At 68.9% G+C, this 16,836-nt stretch carries 16 protein-coding genes; 11 read left to right on the top strand and 5 right to left on the bottom strand.

All coding sequences use genetic code 11. The features are described 5' to 3' along the window. Positions 1-256 precede the first annotated feature (256 nt). Together MZTS_RS06370 and MZTS_RS06365 are read right to left on the bottom strand one after the other, a co-directional pair. Positions 257-1,738: an LTA synthase family protein gene (locus tag MZTS_RS06370; RefSeq protein ID WP_192282641.1), complete on the bottom strand. Its 1,482-nt coding sequence runs from the start codon at positions 1,736-1,738 to the stop codon at positions 257-259. 6 nt (positions 1,739-1,744) lie between these two features. Then, a complete protein-coding gene (locus tag MZTS_RS06365) occupies positions 1,745-3,697 on the bottom strand; it encodes a capsular polysaccharide export protein, LipB/KpsS family (protein WP_192282647.1) in 1,953 nt (650 codons plus the stop codon). 346 nt (positions 3,698-4,043) lie between these two features. Between MZTS_RS06365 and MZTS_RS06360 the strand changes: the two genes are divergently transcribed. From MZTS_RS06360 to MZTS_RS06350, 3 genes are all read left to right on the top strand, one after another. Beyond that, positions 4,044-5,351: a capsule biosynthesis protein gene (locus tag MZTS_RS06360; RefSeq protein ID WP_192282639.1), complete on the top strand. Its 1,308-nt coding sequence runs from the start codon at positions 4,044-4,046 to the stop codon at positions 5,349-5,351. A gap of 66 nt (positions 5,352-5,417) precedes the next feature. Next, the gene (locus tag MZTS_RS06355) at positions 5,418-6,185 is read left to right on the top strand and encodes an SDR family NAD(P)-dependent oxidoreductase (RefSeq protein ID WP_192282637.1); all 768 of its coding nucleotides are present in this window, start codon (positions 5,418-5,420) and stop codon (positions 6,183-6,185) included. After that, the gene (locus tag MZTS_RS06350) at positions 6,185-7,042 is read left to right on the top strand and encodes a formyltransferase family protein (RefSeq protein WP_192282635.1); all 858 of its coding nucleotides are present in this window, start codon (positions 6,185-6,187) and stop codon (positions 7,040-7,042) included. Before MZTS_RS06355 ends, MZTS_RS06350 begins: the two co-directional genes overlap by 1 nt. An 89-nt stretch (positions 7,043-7,131) precedes the next feature. Here MZTS_RS06350 and MZTS_RS06345 read toward each other — a convergent pair whose 3' ends face one another. Beyond that, complete coding sequence (locus tag MZTS_RS06345) at positions 7,132-8,412, bottom strand: O-acetylhomoserine aminocarboxypropyltransferase (protein ID WP_192282633.1); 1,281 nt, start codon at positions 8,410-8,412, stop codon at positions 7,132-7,134. A 381-nt stretch (positions 8,413-8,793) separates the two neighbouring features. Between MZTS_RS06345 and petA the strand changes: the two genes are divergently transcribed. The 4 genes from petA to MZTS_RS06325 all read left to right on the top strand — a co-directional run bounded on the left by petA (position 8,794) and on the right by MZTS_RS06325 (position 12,777). Next, positions 8,794-9,342, top strand: coding sequence for a ubiquinol-cytochrome c reductase iron-sulfur subunit (gene petA / locus MZTS_RS06340; RefSeq protein WP_192282631.1), 549 nt, complete (start codon positions 8,794-8,796; stop codon positions 9,340-9,342). 34 nt (positions 9,343-9,376) lie between these two features. Beyond that, positions 9,377-10,669: a cytochrome b gene (locus MZTS_RS06335; RefSeq protein ID WP_192282629.1), complete on the top strand. Its 1,293-nt coding sequence runs from the start codon at positions 9,377-9,379 to the stop codon at positions 10,667-10,669. Between the two features lie 20 nt (positions 10,670-10,689). Then, a complete protein-coding gene (locus MZTS_RS06330; RefSeq protein WP_192282627.1) occupies positions 10,690-11,583 on the top strand; it encodes a cytochrome c1 in 894 nt (297 codons plus the stop codon). A gap of 315 nt (positions 11,584-11,898) precedes the next feature. Then, a complete protein-coding gene (locus MZTS_RS06325; RefSeq protein WP_192282625.1) occupies positions 11,899-12,777 on the top strand; it encodes an S-methyl-5'-thioadenosine phosphorylase in 879 nt (292 codons plus the stop codon). Between the two features lie 96 nt (positions 12,778-12,873). On the opposite strand, the gene MZTS_RS06320 is transcribed toward MZTS_RS06325, so the two are convergent. Then, the gene (locus tag MZTS_RS06320; RefSeq protein WP_192282623.1) at positions 12,874-13,137 is read right to left on the bottom strand and encodes a YARHG domain-containing protein; all 264 of its coding nucleotides are present in this window, start codon (positions 13,135-13,137) and stop codon (positions 12,874-12,876) included. A 34-nt stretch (positions 13,138-13,171) separates the two neighbouring features. Then, entirely contained in the window at positions 13,172-14,077 is a 906-nt protein-coding gene (locus MZTS_RS06315; RefSeq protein WP_192282622.1) for a metallophosphoesterase, read from the bottom strand. Between the two features lie 208 nt (positions 14,078-14,285). On the opposite strand from MZTS_RS06315, the gene hisB reads away from it, so the two are divergent. The 4 genes from hisB to hisA are packed head-to-tail and all read left to right on the top strand — an operon-like array spanning position 14,286 to position 16,832. Further along, positions 14,286-14,873: an imidazoleglycerol-phosphate dehydratase HisB gene (hisB, locus tag MZTS_RS06310; protein WP_192282620.1), complete on the top strand. Its 588-nt coding sequence runs from the start codon at positions 14,286-14,288 to the stop codon at positions 14,871-14,873. An 18-nt stretch (positions 14,874-14,891) separates the two neighbouring features. Further along, positions 14,892-15,374 carry a DUF2628 domain-containing protein gene (locus MZTS_RS06305; protein WP_192282618.1) on the top strand — a complete coding sequence of 161 codons (483 nt, stop codon included), beginning with the start codon at positions 14,892-14,894 and terminating at the stop codon, positions 15,372-15,374. Further along, on the top strand, positions 15,371-16,033 hold the full coding sequence (gene hisH, locus MZTS_RS06300; protein ID WP_192282616.1) for an imidazole glycerol phosphate synthase subunit HisH: 663 nt from the start codon (positions 15,371-15,373) through the stop codon (positions 16,031-16,033). Before MZTS_RS06305 ends, hisH begins: the two co-directional genes overlap by 4 nt. A 43-nt stretch (positions 16,034-16,076) precedes the next feature. Further along, a complete protein-coding gene (hisA, locus tag MZTS_RS06295) occupies positions 16,077-16,832 on the top strand; it encodes a 1-(5-phosphoribosyl)-5-[(5-phosphoribosylamino)methylideneamino]imidazole-4-carboxamide isomerase (protein ID WP_192282614.1) in 756 nt (251 codons plus the stop codon). The last annotated feature ends 4 nt before the right edge of the window (positions 16,833-16,836 follow it).

The following is a 16,836-nucleotide window of genomic DNA, read 5'->3' as shown; positions in this document are numbered from 1 at the left end:
GCCGGCAGGATCGAGCAGCCGGAAACGGCCATCGCGGCGCCGACGATCGCGAGCGCAGCGGCACGTCTCACGGGCTTCTCCCTCAGGGTCACGACGGATCGTCCCATCACGTCCGCCCCCTCCTCGATAGCCGCGCGATCACTGCGATCCATTTAACGCTTGCCCATGCCTGACTCTTCGGACGACGCGCACGAGAGGCGCCGACGGCCCGCGAGCGCTCACGCAGCAATGCGTCACCACCGTGGCACAGCCACGCTTATCCCCTTAATCCCTCGGTTTTGCCCGACAGGGCGTCCCGCAGGACACAGCCGAGCCGGGCCGCGGTGAGATCGATCCGGGCCGGGGAGGGCGCCGCGTTCCGTCCGAAGCGGAACAGGGCGTAATCGGTCGCGAGCGGTCCTTCCGCCGGGGAGCGCAGGCCCGGCAGCGACGGCGCGTGGTCGCCGAACACGCAGAGCGTCGCCCGTCGGTGGGCGAGGCCGTCGATCAGCAATTCGACGGCCCGGCCGGTATTGGCGACGTGATGGACATATTGCGCCAGCGGCGTATCGATCCCGGTAAGCCGCCCGGCCTTCCAGGGACCGTGGTTCTCCATGGTGACGCTGAACAGGAAGGTACGGCCGCTGCCCTCCGCCACCTCCGCCAGGATGCGCTCCGCCACGGCGACATCGCCGACATAGGGGCCGACCCGGGGGCTCCGCGCGAAATCCTCTTCCATCACGAGGCGGTCGAAGCCGAGCCGGGCGAACACCCGCGCCCGATCGAAGAAATCGCGGTCGAAGGGATGCACGAAGATCGTCCTGAACCCGGCGGCGCGGGCGAGCCGGGCGAGGCTCGTCGGCTCGTCACCCTTGCGGGCGAGGTAGGGGTCGAACCGGCCGAAGCCGAGCGTTTCCGGTTCGCAGCCGGTCAGCACGGCGTGTTCCGAGCGCATGGTGTAGGCGCCGTGGGCCGGCACCGCGAGGCGGCCATATTGCGCCGCTTGCGCCCGGATGCGCGCCATCAGCGGCAGATCCGGTCCGCCGATCCGGGCGGGGTCGAGGAAGGATTCGAGCTGGACGACGACCACCACCTCGTCGGCGGGGCCGGCCGGCGCCCCGACCGGCGGCGTGGGAGCCACTGGCCTCGTCCGGCTCTCGCCGAGGCGGCGCAGGGCATAACCCATCATGGTCGCCACGAGGCCGTACCGCGCCACGTCCTCCGCGAGATCCGGGCGTGGGAAGACACGGCGCAGCCATCGTTCGGCAGGCGGGGTCAGGGCCGCGAAGACGAGGCCCGCCAGCGCCGCCGGAAGGCCGAGGATCGCGAGGAGGCGCGGAGCCGACGCTTCCGGCAGGGCCGCCGGCTCCAGAACGTACCACGCCACGATCGCCGAGAGGCCGAGGAACAGCGGACCGGCGATCCGCAGATCGGTGAGGGGCAGGGTGTAGTAGAGCTGCGGATGGCGCGGCACCTGCGCCAGCAGCGCGAGGTCGCTGAAGACCACCGGCTCGCCGATCACCTTCCGCTTCAGCCGGTCTACCACGGCGAGCACCGCCAGCGTCAGCAGGCAGGAGGTGGCCGCGAGCCAGGGGCGCCAGGAGAACTGAAACCAGAACAGCGTGATCAGCGTGTAGCCTGCGGCCCGGATCGCGAGATCGCCGGGGCGAAGGCTCGGGCGGCGCGAGGCCGCCGCCTCGATGACGAGGGAGCCGGCAAGCGCCATGCCCAAGGGAACGAGAAAGGTCGCCGGGCTCATGCGGCCTCAGCGTTCCGAGCCGCTGCGCACGCCGCGGCGGGCGCGCAAGCGGCGCAGGATCGGATTGATCAGGGCGTAGCGCAGCCGCATGGTGGCGTGGCGGGCGGCGCCCAGGGCGAGCCGCGAGGGTGGCGCGGCGGCGCGGGCCTCGCTCAGCCGGTCGAGCAGTTGCTCGGGCTCGCACGGCTTCATCGCCACCGGATCGAGATAGAGCGGGTAGAGGATCAGCGCGCCCGCCACCAATTCGTCGAGGCTGAGGCTCCGGCCCCGGTCGGCGCCGGGGGCGAGATCCTCGGTCAGGCCCCAGCCGGCATAGAACGGGCGGCCGTGAACGGCGACGGTCAGGCCCCGGATCAGTGCCTCGAAGCCGGCGAGCGAAGTCATGGTCTCGACGTGATGGCAGCGGTCGAGCAGGTCGACGATGGATAAGCCGCCGACCACTCTGTCGGCCAGCGCCCGCACCTCGTCCTCCGGGATCGTACCCGGTCTGAAGCCCGCCTCCACGTCCGGGTGCGGCTTGTAGAGCAGGAAGGCGTCGGGGTTGCGCGCCCGGGCGGTCCGCAGGAGCGCGAGATTGCCCCGCACCTGCGGCGAGCCGGTGAGCACCGAGGCATCGTCCTCGACCTGGCCCGGCACCAGCACGATCCGCCGGTCCGTCGGCCAATCCTCGCCGATCCCGGCAAGGCCGACGTTGTACTTGCTCAGGCGGCGCGCCACGATCGACTCCCGCAGGGCGGCGGCGCGGGCGGTCAGTCCCGGCGGGAAGTCGGTCTCGCGCAAGATGCGGGCGAGGCGGCTCTCCACTCGGGGATCGTAGTAGATGCCGAGGTCGTCCACGACGATGGAGGCTCCCGGCTCGAGGCTGGCGCCCAATCCCACCGAGCGCAGGAAGCCGTCCTCGATCCGCGCGAAGGGAATATCGGCCTCGGCGCACAGGCGCGGGAGCTGTTCCGGGCAGCGGGTCGCCCAGGCCTGGACCCGGCCGTCATGGCTGCGGGCGAGGCTCACCGCCTCCTCCGCCGTCATGGCGTGGAGCGGCGCCCCCTCCGGTCCCGTGGCAAAAACATCGAGCGCCGCCCGTTTCCAGCCGGAGATGCCGACGAGGACGATGCGGGTCTCATGGCCGAGGAAGCGGTCGCGCAGCCACGCCACCCGCTCGGCCGCCGCCGCCAGCGGGATCGGCCGGCGGGTCCAGGGGTCGAAGCCGTGAACGCCCGCGCCGTAGCGCCTGGCGAGGAACGCTTCCAGGCCCTCCGGCCGCGGCCCGGCGGCCGGGTCCGGGCAATGGGTCTCGAAACCGGCGAGTTCCGCCTCGCAGCCCGCCTCCCAGCGTGCCACCCAGAGGCGCGAGGCCAGCGGAAACAGCGGCCACGGATCGGTCGGCGCGGTGATGACGGCGAGGCGCGGATCGGCCGGGGCCGCCTCCTGGGGGCAGCCGTCCGGGCCGGCGGCGATGAAGCGACCGGCGGGATCCTCGGCCAGGAGACGGGTCAGGAAGGCGCGCGTCGCGCCGGCGGAAGTCCGAAGCCGCGGATCGATCAGGGCCAGCGCCGGCCGCGGATGCCCGGCGAAGGCCTCCGCATGAGGGGAGCGTTCCGGCCGGGGGAAGCGGTTGAGGCCCGAGAGACGGCGTGCCCGCAGCAGGTCGGCGAGATCCGGCAAGGCCGCTTCGCCGCCGACCGGCCGGCCGGCATAGGTCAGAAGCAGGCTCGACAGGCCGGTCTCGGGTGTATCGTACGGGCTCAGCAGCGGCCCCGGCATCACCCGCAGAGCCGGCCGGCCGTCCTCCGTCGCTGCGGGCGACCACAGCGCAGGGGGGCCGAAGGTCCGAAAGCTCAGCGCCGCCCCCGAGGCCGCCTCGATCTGGGCACGCAGGTGCCGCACCGTCCCGCCGAGCGGCAGGAAGGAGCGGGGCAGCCCGGGATGTCCCGGCAGCTCGATGTGGCGCAGGTCGATCATGGTGAGGACCGCTCCATAGCCCATGCCTCCGCCGCGGCACAGCGCGACAGTGGCATGAGCCATATCTTCATGGACGGCGGTGTGACGTGTCCCGGACCTTGCGGATTATTTTTTGAGGGACAACGAGGGGCGCTGACACACCTGAGCCGCAATCCGGCGCGAAAGCTGCCTCGACCGATCGTCGCAGGTGAAAACCCCGATGGGAAACCGTGACGAATCGGCAACGGCTTGAGTGGATCTTGTTGGCTGGCTCGCGCAGTGGTTGTCCGCTGCGGCCCATCGTGAGACCGTCAAGCCGAACGCCATGACTCGAATTGCTTCGTGAGCAGGGATTGAGCACCTGGGAATGTCGCAGCCTCGTGTCGATGCCATAGGCAGCCACGCCGCCACATTCCTGTTCCTGCAGGGGATCGCCTCCCCGTTCTTCTCGGTTCTCGGTGCGGCCCTGCGTGAGCGCGGCCATGGGGTCCGCCGCATCAACTTCTCCGCGGGCGACTGGCTGTTCTGGCGCCTGCCCGCCGATCACTATCGCGGCAGCCGCGACGGCTGGGACGCCTATCTCGAATCCTACATCCGCGAGCACGCCGTCACCGATATCGTGTTGTTCGGCGATTGCCGGCCCTATCATCAGGCGGCGATCCTCGTCGCCAAGCCCATGGGTGTGCGCATCCACGTGTTCGAGGAGGGCTATGTCCGGCCCTACTGGATCACCTGCGAGATGGGCGGCGTGAACGGCAATTCCACCCTGCCGAAGCGCGCGGAGGACATCCGAGCCCTGGCCCGCAAGCTGCCCCAACCCGGCCGGGCGATGCCGCTCACCGGGGACATGGCCCGACGCAGCCTGTGGGATATCGGTTTCAACATCGCCAATATCGGTTTCCCGTATCTCTATCCCGGCTTTCGCAGCCACCGGCCGAATCACATCGCGGCGGAGTACGGCGGCTGGATCAAGAAGTTCCTGCGCCGCAGCCGGACCCGCCGCGAGGCGGCCCGGGTCAATGAGATCTACGAGGCGATCAACGCCGACTATTTCCTGCTGCCGCTGCAACTCGACAGCGATTACCAGATCCGCGTCCACTCGCCCTTCCTCGGCGTCGAGGGCTTCATGGACCGGGTGATCGCCTCCTTCGCCAAGCATTCGAAGGCGCCGACGCGGCTCCTGGTGAAGCTGCACCCCCTCGACAGCGGCATCCTGAACTGGCGCAAGCGCGCCCGCCAATCGGCCAAGCGGCACGGCTGCAACGACCGCCTCGACTTCATCGACGGCGGCGATCTGCCCAAGCTCATCGATGGCAGCCGCGGCGTCGTGCTCGTGAATTCCACGGTCGGGATGCTCGCGCTGGAGCGCGGCCGGCCGACCCTCGCCTTCGGTTCGGCGGTCTACAACATGCCCGGCCTGACCCATCAGGGCGGCATCGACACGTTCTGGAACGACCCGCAGCCGCCGGACATGGAGCTGATGGGCGATTTCAGCCGGGTCGTCATGCACCGGACCCAGATCAATGGCGGCTACTTCTCCCGCCCGGCGATCGAGCGGGCGGTGGCGGGGTCCGTCTCGCGCCTCGAGGCGACGCTGCCGCCGGCTGCCCTCGCTTTCGCCCGCGACGCGCTGGAACAGGCCGGGCGCGACGGACGGCTCTCCCCCGCGTATTGACGGCGAACCATCGGCCATCCCGGCCCGGCCCGGCGGATCGTCCCTTCCCGAAAGCGTCCCGAATCCTTGCCCGTCATCCTGATCACCGGCGCCTCCAGCGGCATCGGCGCGGCCCTCGCGCGGCACTACGCGGCAGAGGGCACGCGCCTCGTTCTCACCGGTCGCGACCGGGAGCGGCTCGAAGCGGTGGCGCGGACCTGCCGGGATCGGGGGGCGGATGTGCGCACCCGCAGCATCGATGTTCGGGAGCGCGAGGCCATCGGCGCCTGGATCCGCGAGACTGACGGATACACGCCCCTCGACCTCGTGATCGTCAACGCGGCGGTGAATGGCGGCCATCCCTCGGGCGGCTTGGAGACGGAGGAGACCGCCTTCGAGACGGCGGACATCAATCTCACCGGTGCGCTCAACGTCATGCTGCCCTGCGTGACCCTGATGAGCGGCCGGGGCCGGGGCCAGATCGCGCTGATCTCCTCCCTCGCGGCCTATGCCCCGCTGCCCGACGCGCCAGCCTATAGCGGAGCCAAGGCGGCGCTCCTCGCCCACGGCCTCGCCCTGCGCCAGAAGCTCAAGCCCTTGGGGGTCCGGCTCAGCGTGGTGACGCCGGGCTACGTCAAGACGCCGATGGGCGGGGTCATCAAGGGCTGGCGGCCGTTGGAGATCAGTGCAGAGGAGGCCGCCGCCCGGATCGCCCGTGGTTTGGAGCGGGACCGCGACGTGATCGCCTTCCCGGCGATCCTCGCGGCGATCGCCCGCGGGGCGCTGCTGGTGCCCGAATCGATCCGCAGCGCCGGCTTGCACGGTTTCCGCTTCCGCAACCGGCCGCGCCGCTGATGCCCGCGCCCCGCCTCGCCCTGTTCGCGCTGGAAGCCTTGCCGAATGCCCGCGCGGTGCGCCGCTTCGTGGCCGACCGCGCGGCGCAGATCGCCTTCGTCGGCCTCTCCAACGCGGAGCGTCCCGCGACCGGCGGTCTGACCGGTCAGGTCCGGCGTCATCTCGTTCGCTCGGGCGCGGGCTTCCTGCCCTATCTCGCCGTCAATTTCGGCCTGCCCGATCTGCTGCGTCCCCTGGCCCCCCTCGGCCAGCGCCTCGCCGGCAGTCTCGATGCGCCGGAGGCGACGCCGCTCGCCGTCCTCTGCCGACGCCTCGGAATCCCGACGCTCGTCGTCGACGATGTGAACGGTCCCGAGGTGGCGCGGGCTTTCGCGGCTCACGCGCCCGACCTGATCGTCGCCTTTCATTTCGATCAGATCTTTTCCGAGCCGACCCTGGCGCGGGCGCCGCTCGGCGGAATCAACGTCCATCCGAGCCTGCTGCCGCTGCATCGCGGCCCGGTGCCGACGATCCATGCCCTGGCGGATGCGACAGGTGAGTTCGGCGTCACGGTCCACCGCCTCGCCGCCGCGATCGATGCCGGCGCGATCCTGGCCCAGGAGGCGATTGCCCTGCCGGACGACATCACCGCGACCCGCGCCGCCGTGCGGTTGCACGCGCAGGGCCGCATCCTCTTGGACCGGGTGCTCGGGCAGATCGCAACCGAGGGCACGGTGCCGCCGGGCCGCTCGGTGCCGGTGCTGCCCTATCGCGGCTTCCCCGACCGGGCGTTGCTGGCCCGGATGCGCCGGGAGGGGAGGCGGCTCACCGATGCCCGGGACCTGCGGGACGCGATGACCCTATCCCGCAAGGACTGAGACCGGACGCGGGATCGGCAAGCCCGCAGCCTCTGAGCGAAGACGCCTTCCGCCTGCCCGATAGGCCCAGCGGAGGGCGTATGAGGCCGTTACGCCCGCAAGGCCGCATCGAGATCGTCGATCAGGTCCTGCGCATCCTCGATGCCGATGGAGAGCCGAACCACCTCTGGGCCGGCGCCGGCGGCCCGCTTCTGCTCGTCGGTGAGCTGGCGGTGCGTGGTCGAGGCGGGATGGATCACCAGCGAGCGGGTGTCGCCGATATTGGCGAGATGGCTGAACAGCTGCAGGTTCGAGACGAGCCTGACGCCGGCCTCGTAGCCGCCCTTGAGGCCGAAGGTGAACACGGCACCCGCTCCCTTCGGCGTGTAGCGCTGCGCCAGGGCGTGGTAGCGGTCGCTCTCCAGGCCGGGATAGCTCACCCACGCGACATCCGGGTGGTCCTTGAGGAAGCGGGCCACCGTCAGTGCGTTGTCGGAATGGCGTTGCATCCGCAGCGGCAGGGTCTCGATGCCGTTGAGAATCAGGAAGGCGTTGAAGGGCGAGAGCGAGGGCCCGAGATCGCGCAGGCTGAGAACCCGCACCGCGATGGCGAAGCCGAAATTGCCGAAGGTCTCGGCCAGCACCATGCCTGCATATTCCGGCCGCGGCTGCGAGAGCATCGGATAGCGCTCGTCGCCCTGCCACTGGAAGCTGCCGCCATCGACGATCAGGCCGCCGATGGAGTTGCCGTGGCCGCCCAGGAACTTGGTGGCCGAATGCACGACGATGTCGGCGCCGTGCTCGAAGGGTTTGATCAGGTACGGCGTCGCCATCGTGTTGTCGACGATGAGCGGAATCTTGTGGCGCTTGGCGATGGCGCTCAGGGCGGCGATGTCGGTGATCACGCCGCCGGGATTGGCGATGGATTCACAGAAAATCGCCTTGGTGCGCGGCGTGATCGCGCGCTCGAAGGAATCCGGATCGTCGGTATCGGCCCAGACCACCTGCCAACCGAAGTTCTTGTAGGAATGGTTGAACTGGTTGATCGAGCCGCCGTAGAGCTTGTTGGCCGCCACGAACTCGTCGCCCGGCTGCATCAGGGCGTGCAGGGTCAGGAATTCCGCCGCATGACCGGAGGCCACGGCGAGCGCTGCGGTGCCGCCCTCCAGGGCGGCGATGCGCTCTTCCAGCACCGCGTTGGTCGGGTTGGTGATGCGGGTATAGATGTTGCCGAACGCCTGGAGCCCGAACAGCGAGGCGGCGTGATCCACGTCGTCGAAGACGAAGCTCGTCGTCTGGTAGATCGGCGTCGCCCGCGCCCCCGTGGCCGGGTCGGGCGTGGCGCCCGCGTGGATCGCGAGGGTGTTGAAGCCAGGCTGGCGGTCGGTCATCGCGTAAACTCCTCAGGGATTGTCGTTTACGCTCCCGGTCTTCGACGGTGCAAGCAAGGCGCGGCGGCCGGCCGCGCGGCTGAAACGTCTCGAACGTCTTGGCGCCATCGTTTTTCGGGTGACGATCGGCCAGGATCGTTTCGACGACTCATCACGCGTAAGCTGGGCAGTCTAGACAGGTTCGCATCTGGCATGCCAGAGAACCGCCCGGGAGACGACGGTAATCCGGTGACCCACGGTCGCATTGATTGCCGCTGCGCGATGGTGTCTGCACCTCGTGCAAGAATTCGAATTTGAAGGCCTCCAAGGTCCGAACGAGCCGAAGGGCTCGGCGATGGCCCGGAGGGGCTCGGCATAGTCTGACGACGGGAGGGTTGCACCTTGGCGGACGAAGGACCTCAGGGCACCAAGCGCGATTTCCTGTTCCTCGCGACGGGCGCGGGACTGGCTGTCGGTACCGCCGCCGTGGCGTGGCCCTTTGTGGCCTCCATGGCGCCCGACGCCGCCACCGTCGCCGCCGGTGCGCCGCTGGACGTCGATCTCACCCCGATCCAGGACGGCCAGATCGTCAACGTGTTCTGGCGCGGCAAGCTGATCTTCGTGCGCAAGCTCACGGAGAAGGAAGTCACGGACATGAAGGCCGTGCCCCTCTCCGAGATGATCGATCCAGCCGCCTTCGACACCCGCGTCAAGGCCGGCCACGAGCGTTGGCTCATCGCCTACGGCAACTGCACCCATCTCGGCTGCGTGCCCATCGGCCATTCCGGCAATTACGAGGGTTGGGCCTGCCCCTGCCACGGCTCGCAGTTCGATGCCGTCGGCCGCGTGCGCCGGGGCCCGGCGCCGACCAACCTGCCGATCCCCCCCTACGCCTTCGAGACCGATACCAAGCTGAAGATCGGTGAAGAGGGCGGCAAGGCCGTCGCCTGAAGCAGGACACGAGAAGCCGGAGCGGGCAAATCCGATGAGCAGCGCACACGCGACTTCGACCTACGTCCCCAAGAGCCGCCTCGCGAAGTGGTTCGAGTCACGGCTGCCGCTGGTCGGGCTGGTGCACTCGTCCTTCGTCGCCTTCCCGGTTCCGCGCAACCTCAATTACTTCTGGACCTTCGGCGCGATCCTGATTGCGTTCCTCGGCATCCAGATCATCACCGGCGTCTGGCTGGCGATGCATTACGATCCGAGCGCGGGCAACGCGTTCGAGAGCGTCGAGCACATCATGCGCGACGTGAATTACGGCTGGCTGCTGCGCTACGCGCACGCCAACGGCGCGTCGATGTTCTTCGTGGCGGTCTATGTCCACATCTTCCGCAACCTCTATTACGGGTCGTACAAGGCCCCGCGCGAGGTGCTCTACCTGCTGGGCGTCATCATCTACCTGCTGATGATGGCCACCGCCTTCCTCGGCTACACCCTGCCGTGGGGCCAGATGAGCTTCTGGGGCGCCACCGTCATCACCAACATCCTGGCGGCGATCCCGGTGGTCGGCGACACGATCCAGAGCCTGCTCTGGGGCGGGTACTCGGTCGGCAACCCGACCATCAACCGCTTCTTCTCGCTGCACTTCCTGCTGCCGTGGATGATCGCCGGCGTCGTCGTGCTCCACGTCTGGGCCCTGCACGTGACCGGCCAGAACAACCCGGCCGGCATCCCGATCAAATCGAGCAAGGATGCCGTGCCCTTCACCCCCTACGCGACCATCAAGGACGTGTTCGCGGTGGTGGTGTTCTTCATCCTGTTCGCGTGGTTCATCTTCTATCAGCCGAACTATCTCGGCCATGCCGACAACTATGTCCCGGCCAACCCGTCGGTGACGCCCGCGCATATCGTGCCGGAATGGTACTTCCTGCCCTTCTACGCGATCCTGCGTGCGGTGCCGGACAAGCTCGGCGGCGTGGTCCTCATGTTCGGGGCCGTGCTGATCCTGGCCTTCGCGCCCTGGCTCGACACCTCGCGGGTGCGCTCGTGCAACTACCGTCCGGTCTACCGGGTGTTCTTCTGGGTGTTCCTGATCAACGCCATCCTGCTCGGCTGGCTCGGCGCCAAGCCCCCGGAGGGCGGCTACGTCCTCGCCTCGCGGCTGTGCACGGTCTACTACTTCGCCCACTTCCTCATCATCATGCCGCTGGTCGGCCTGTTCGAGACACCGGATCGCCTGCCGGGCTCGATCCTCGAGACGGTCACCGGACCGGGCAAGCAGGTGAGCGGGGCGGGCCTACCCGCCGGCGCGGCGGCCGAACCGGAAAAGCGCGGCTAAGGGGTCGGGGAGAAAGAACGATGCGCATCGCACGCCTCGCCGCCGCCGCTCTCGTCGCGGCCTCCCTCGGTGCCGGCTCGGCCCTGGCCGAGGACGGCCACGGGACCAACCCGCCGCGGGAGAAATGGAGCTTCGCCGGCATGTTCGGCCGCTTCGACCAGGCGCAGCTCCAGCGCGGCTTCCAAGTCTACAAGGAAGTCTGCGCCAACTGTCACTCCATGCGCCTCGTCGCCTTCCGCAACCTCGCGGAGGAGGGGGGGCCGGGCTTCACCGCCGGTCAGGTCAAGGCATTGGCCGAGACCTACAAGGTGAAGGAGCTGAACGATTCGGGCGAAGAGGTCGAGCGTCCGGCCCGGCCGGCCGACCGCTTCCCGTCCCCCTTCCCGAACGACAAGGCGGCCGCCGCCGCCAATGGCGGCAAGGCGCCGCCGGACTTCTCGGTGCTGGCCAAGGCCCGCACCTACGAACGCGGCTTCCCGTGGTTCGTCCTCGATGCGCTGCCTTTCACCGGATATTCGGAGCAGGGCGTCGATTACATTCACGCGCTCCTGAACGGCTACGAGGAGGCTCCGAAGGGCTTCACGATGCCGGACAGCGGCTATTACAACAAATATTATCCGGGCCTCGTGATCGCCATGCCACCGCCCCTCAGCGATGGGCAGATCACCTACCCGAAGAACGAGGCCGGCCAGCCGGTGGTGCCGGAGACGATCGAGCAATATTCGCATGACGTGTCGGCCTTCATGGCCTGGGCGGCCGAGCCGCACATGATGGCTCGCAAGGCGCTCGGTCTGCGCGTAATCCTGTTCCTCATCCTGCTCGCCGGCCTGCTCTATTACGTGAAGAAGCAGATCTGGAAGAAGGTCGGTGGCGAGGTTCACGGCCTTCAGCCGGAGCTGCACAAGACCTACTGACCGATCTCACGAGATCGAACCGACGAACGGGCCCCATGCGGGCCCGTTTGCGTGTCGGGGCAAGCCTGCGATAAGGGCTATCGTCGCCGGATGGCTGATCCGGGCGAATCCAAAAACGTCATGGCCGATCTCGGCTCCGCACGCGCCGCGTGACCCAAGGGGAATCGCGTGGCGCGGCTTCAAGGCCGGAGGGCCGCTCCCGGACGGCGCTTGCCGGTTTCGGGATGAGACGGTGCAAGAACACTCGTCAGGTCCATCGTCCCGGAGCCGCTTCCAGGGAGGAGGCGCCGGGCACACACAACAAGGGATGCTCGCATGACGGCAGCGGTACTCGGCGTGATCGGTGGCTCGGGCGTCTATGATCTGCCCGGCCTGGAAGATGTCCGCGAGGAGGCGATCACGTCTCCTTGGGGTGAGCCTTCCGACGCGCTGCGCATCGGCCGCATCGGCGCGACGAAGGTGGTATTCCTGGCTCGCCATGGGCGCGGCCATAAGCTGTCGCCCACCGGCATCAATTACCGCGCCAATATCGACGTCCTCAAGCGAGCAGGCGTCACCGACATCCTCTCGCTTTCGGCCTGCGGCTCCTTCCGCAACGAGCTGCATCCCGGCCTGTTCGTGCTCGTCGACCAGTTCGTGGATCGCACCTATGGCCGCGCGACCTCCTTCTTCGGCAATGGCTGCGTCGCCCACGTGCCGTTCTCGCATCCGGTTGGACCGCTGCTTCAGAGGCGAATCGCCGCCGCGGCGGAGGCCGAGGGCATCGCGGTGCATCGGGGCGGCACCTATGTCTGCATGGAGGGGCCGCAATTCTCCACCCTCGCCGAATCGAAGCACTACAAGGCCTCGAATTTCGATGTGATCGGTATGACCAACATGCCCGAGGCCAAGCTCGCCCGCGAAGCCGAGATCACCTACGCGACGATCGCCATGGTGACGGATTACGATTGCTGGCATCCGAGCCATGACAGCGTGGATGTGGCCTCGGTGATCGCCGTCGCCCGGGCCAATGCCGACCGGGCGGCTCAGCTCGTCGCCCGCGTCGCCCGCGACTTCCCGGCCGAGCGCGAGAATTGTCCGGCCGGCTCGCACCGGGCCCTCGACGGCGCGATCATGACCGCCCCGGCCCATCGCGACCCCGCGCTTCTCGCTAAGCTCGACGCGGTCGCGGGACGGGTGCTCGGCGAGAGCTAGGCGCGGAAGCCTGGCGCGGGCGCTGGAAAGGCCAGTCCCGCGCCGGTCACCGCCGGGCCTCTCGTTGGTTGATGCCAGGAAGGCGCACCGGAAAAATCAGCGGGCGCAGCCGTTGGCGCGCTCCTGGCGCTGGATGTCGGCGATGTCGGCGCGTTGACGGGCTGAGAGCGGCACGTCGGCGAGATCGTCGTATTTGCATCCGGCATTCCCGAAGGCGCGGATCGCGCGCTCGGTGCGGAAGCAGTAGCCGGCATCCTTGTAGATGGCGTTGCGCTCGCCCCACAGCTCGTCGCAGGGGAAGCCCGCCAGGGCGGGCGAGGCCGCGACCATCACCAGAAGCAGAACGGCGAGACGGCGCATGAGGCAGGCTCCGGTCCGCCGAAGCCGAGTCGCCTCAGGCGGCCTTGAGGGTGAGGGAACGGCTCGGCTCACGGCCGTGGCCGCGGATCTCCATACGGTCGCCCGCGATCTCCACGACGGCAAAGGCCGAGCTGTCCGGCGTGTCTACCATGCCGTGGAGGTTGACGTAGTGGATTCCGTCGCGCTCGGCGTAGTTGCCCGCGTGGTTGTGCCCGTTGAAATAGGCGATCACGTGCGGCTGGCGCCCGAGGAGGGTGGTGATCCGCGCCGCATCCCAGAGATTGTGGGGGTTCTCCGGCGCGACCGGATAGTGATTGAATACGACGACCCGCTCGCCTGCCGTCCGCGCCGCCGCAAGCCTCTGTTCGAGCCATGCGACCTGCGAATCGCCGAGCGAGCCGTTCCACCGCTGGGCATTGGGCTGGTCGGCCGCCTTCGCCGCCGCGAGACGGTCTTCGGCAAGCGCCCGGCGCGGGTCGCCCGGCGGCGGCGCGAACAGGGAGACGTCGTTGCCGTCGAGGACGATGAAGCGAAGGCCGCCGAGGGCGAAGTCGTAGGTGCGGGCCTCCATCCCGAGCAGGGCCGGCACCCGTCCGAGATGCTCCGGCGCCACCGCGAAATCGTGGTTGCCGAGGACGAAGCGCGTCTCGTGGCGCAGCGTACGGTAGATCGGCAGGATGCGCTCGAAGCTGGCCACATCGCGATCGATGATGTCGCCGAGGGTGATGACGAAGCCAAGATCCTCCCCATTCAGGGTGGCGACGGCGGCGCGCAGCTTGTCGAGGCTGTTGGCGTAATAGCGCCCGAGCGTCAGGTTCGGCGGAGCCTCGGCATATTGCGGATCCGCGATGATGCCGAAACGGACCGGGCCCGCCGCAGCCTGGCCACCGCCCGCGAGGAGAGCGGCGCTGCCGGCAAGGACGGTACGGCGGGACAGCATGGCGGAGCCTCGGGAGGTCGTCGGAAGCGGTCACGGTGGCGCCCCCGCATGACCGGCAGATGACGCGGACTCGTTATCGCCGGACCGGATCGACGGGTTCGACCGTCAAAACCCTTCCCCCGCCGGGCAAAACCACACTACAAGGCAGGCCCGGCCGGCCTTTCGAGGGCCGCCGACCGTTCAGGGTCACCGCGAGCCTCACACCGCGATGCGTAGCGCCAGCATCAGCCGCCGTACGGCGGAGACCGACGTTTCCGTTTCGATCGATCTCGACGGCACGGGCAAGGCCGAGATCTCGACCGGTGTCGGCTTCCTCGACCATATGCTGGAGCTGTTCGCCCGGCACGGCCTGTTCGATGTCACGATCAAGGTCGAGGGCGACCTGCACGTCGATCAGCACCACACCACGGAGGATACCGGCATCGCCCTGGGGCAGGCCGTGGCCAAGGCTCTGGGCGACAAGCGCGGCATCGCCCGCTACGCCGACATCCACCTGCCGATGGACGAGACACTGAGCCGTGTCGCGATCGACATTTCCGGCCGCCCGTTCCTGGTGTTCCGCACGAGCTTCCGCGTCGAGAAGATCGGCCAGTTCGACACCGAGCTGGTGCGCGAGTTCTTCCAGGCCTTCGCGATGAATTCCGGGCTCACCCTGCATGTCGAGACGCTCTACGGCGAGAACGCACACCACATTGCCGAAAGCCTCTTCAAGGGAGTGGCCCGAAGCTTGCGCAAGGCCGTCGCCATCGATCCGCGCGAGGAGGGCCGTGTACCCTCCACCAAGGGCTCGCTCTGAGGCTGTCGAGGAAGAGTGATGCGGACCTATACGCTCCACGTTCCCGAGGGCGCCGCCCGTGGTGATACCCGCGCCCTGGAGCAGGCGGAACTGGTGCGGGACGGGTTCTCCTGGGGCGCCTTCGCCTTCACGGTGCTGTGGTTCCTGCGCCACCGGCTCTGGCTGGCAGCCCTGCTGGTGCTCGCGGGCCTCGTCGCCCTGGCTCTGGCCGGCCGCGCCCTCGGCCTATCGCCGCTGGCGGCCTTCGTCGTCACGCTGCTGGCAAGCCTCCTGATCGGGATGGAGGCGTCGAGCCTGCGCCGCTGGACCTATGGCCGCCATGGCCGGCCGGCGCGCGATGCCGTGATTGCGGGCTCGCCAGAGGAGGCCGAGATGAAGGCCGCTGCCCGCTGGCTCGATGGGGAGGCGGCGCCCCGTCCCGCCCAGCCCGCGCGCCCGGTCCATCGCCGCGACGAGGATGCGGTGATCGGTATCTTTCCCGTGAGTGAGGCTGGACGGTGAGCGAGCAGACCGTCGCGATCATCGATTACGGATCGGGCAACCTCCATTCGGCGGCGAAGGCCTTCGAGCGCGCCGCCCGCGAGGCCGGGCTCGATGGCACCCGCATCGTCGTCACCGATGGGCCAGATGCGGTGGCGAGCGCCGACCGTGTGGTGCTGCCCGGCGTCGGTGCCTATGCCGATTGCCGCCGCGGCCTCGACGCCGTGCCGGGCATGGTCGAGGCCATGACCGAGGCGGTGAAGGGCAGGGGCAGGCCGTTCCTCGGCATCTGCGTCGGCATGCAGCTCATGGCGAGCCGCGGCCTCGAATACGAGGAGACGGCGGGCCTCGGCTGGATTCCCGGCGATGTCGCCCCGATCGAGCCCGCCGACCCGGCGCTCAAGATCCCGCATATGGGCTGGAACATCCTGCATCTCGACCGCGAGCACGCCTTGCTCGACGGGATCGAGACCGGGGAGGGCGGGCTGCACGCCTATTTCGTCCACAGCTTCGCGCTGAAAGCCGCCGAGCCGGCGGATGTGGTGGCCCATGCCGAGTATGGCGGCCGGGTCACGGCCATGGTCGCGCGCGACAACATGGCGGGGACGCAATTCCACCCCGAGAAGAGCCAGCGCCTCGGCCTGGCTCTGCTCGGTAACTTCCTGCGCTGGCGCCCGTGAGGGGTCGACGCATCTTCACCCAACGATTTCGGCGAGCTGACGCGTGATCCTGTATCCGGCCATCGACCTCAAGGAAGGACGCTGCGTCCGCCTCGTTCAGGGCGACATGGCCCAGGCCAAGGTCTTCAACGACGACCCCGCCGCGCAGGCGGCTGCCTTCGAGTCGCAGGGTTTCCCCTGGCTGCACGTGGTCGACCTCGACGGCGCCTTCGCCGGTGCCCCGCGCAACGCCGCCGCGGTCGATGCGATCCTGGCGCGGGTGACGATGCCGGTGCAGCTCGGCGGCGGCGTGCGCGAGATGCGCACCCTCGAAGGCTGGCTGGAGAAGGGCGTCAGCCGCGTCATCATCGGCACCGCTGCGGTGCGCGATCCCGCCTTCGTGCGGGAGGCCGCCCGCCGCCATCCGGGAAAGATCGCCGTCGGCATCGATGCCAAGGACGGCCGCGTCGCGGTGGAGGGCTGGGCCCAGACCTCCAGCATGACGGCAGAGGAACTCGGGCGCCGTTTCGAGGATGCCGGTGTCGCCGCCATCATCTACACCGACATCGCCCGTGACGGCATCCTGAAGGGGCTCAATATCGAGATGACCCTGGCCCTGGCCTCCGCCGTCAGCATCCCGGTGATCGCGTCGGGCGGCCTCGCCTCGATGGCCGATGTCGAGCGCCTGCTGCAGCCCGATTGCGCGATGCTGGCCGGTGCCATCACCGGCCGCGCCCTCTACGACGGACGGATCGACCCGAAGGAGGCCCTGGCGGCCATCGCTCGGGCCAAGGGGGCAGAGAACGGGGCGGCGCAGTGAGTGC

It is taken from the genome of Methylorubrum zatmanii (assembly GCF_014845115.1).
GTDB classification, from domain to species: Bacteria; Pseudomonadota; Alphaproteobacteria; order Rhizobiales; family Beijerinckiaceae; genus Methylobacterium; species Methylobacterium zatmanii.
This window is presented reverse-complemented; position numbering and strand designations above follow the sequence as displayed.

Bases quoted from the DNA above. Each gene is read 5' to 3' on its own strand.
- MZTS_RS06335 (WP_192282629.1), top strand. From the start codon at position 9,377: ATGAGCAGCGCACACGCGACTTCGACCTACGTCCCCAAGAGCCGCCTC.
- MZTS_RS06360 (WP_192282639.1), top strand. From the start codon at position 4,044: ATGTCGCAGCCTCGTGTCGATGCCATAGGCAGCCACGCCGCCACATTC.
- MZTS_RS06325 (WP_192282625.1), top strand. From the start codon at position 11,899: ATGACGGCAGCGGTACTCGGCGTGATCGGTGGCTCGGGCGTCTATGAT.
- MZTS_RS06330 (WP_192282627.1), top strand. From the start codon at position 10,690: ATGCGCATCGCACGCCTCGCCGCCGCCGCTCTCGTCGCGGCCTCCCTC.
- MZTS_RS06320 (WP_192282623.1), bottom strand. From the start codon at position 13,137: ATGCGCCGTCTCGCCGTTCTGCTTCTGGTGATGGTCGCGGCCTCGCCC.
- hisB (WP_192282620.1), top strand. From the start codon at position 14,286: ATGCGTAGCGCCAGCATCAGCCGCCGTACGGCGGAGACCGACGTTTCC.
- MZTS_RS06365 (WP_192282647.1), bottom strand. From the start codon at position 3,697: ATGATCGACCTGCGCCACATCGAGCTGCCGGGACATCCCGGGCTGCCC.
- MZTS_RS06370 (WP_192282641.1), bottom strand. From the start codon at position 1,738: ATGAGCCCGGCGACCTTTCTCGTTCCCTTGGGCATGGCGCTTGCCGGC.
- MZTS_RS06345 (WP_192282633.1), bottom strand. From the start codon at position 8,412: ATGACCGACCGCCAGCCTGGCTTCAACACCCTCGCGATCCACGCGGGC.
- MZTS_RS06350 (WP_192282635.1), top strand. From the start codon at position 6,185: ATGCCCGCGCCCCGCCTCGCCCTGTTCGCGCTGGAAGCCTTGCCGAAT.
- MZTS_RS06315 (WP_192282622.1), bottom strand. From the start codon at position 14,077: ATGCTGTCCCGCCGTACCGTCCTTGCCGGCAGCGCCGCTCTCCTCGCG.
- MZTS_RS06305 (WP_192282618.1), top strand. From the start codon at position 14,892: ATGCGGACCTATACGCTCCACGTTCCCGAGGGCGCCGCCCGTGGTGAT.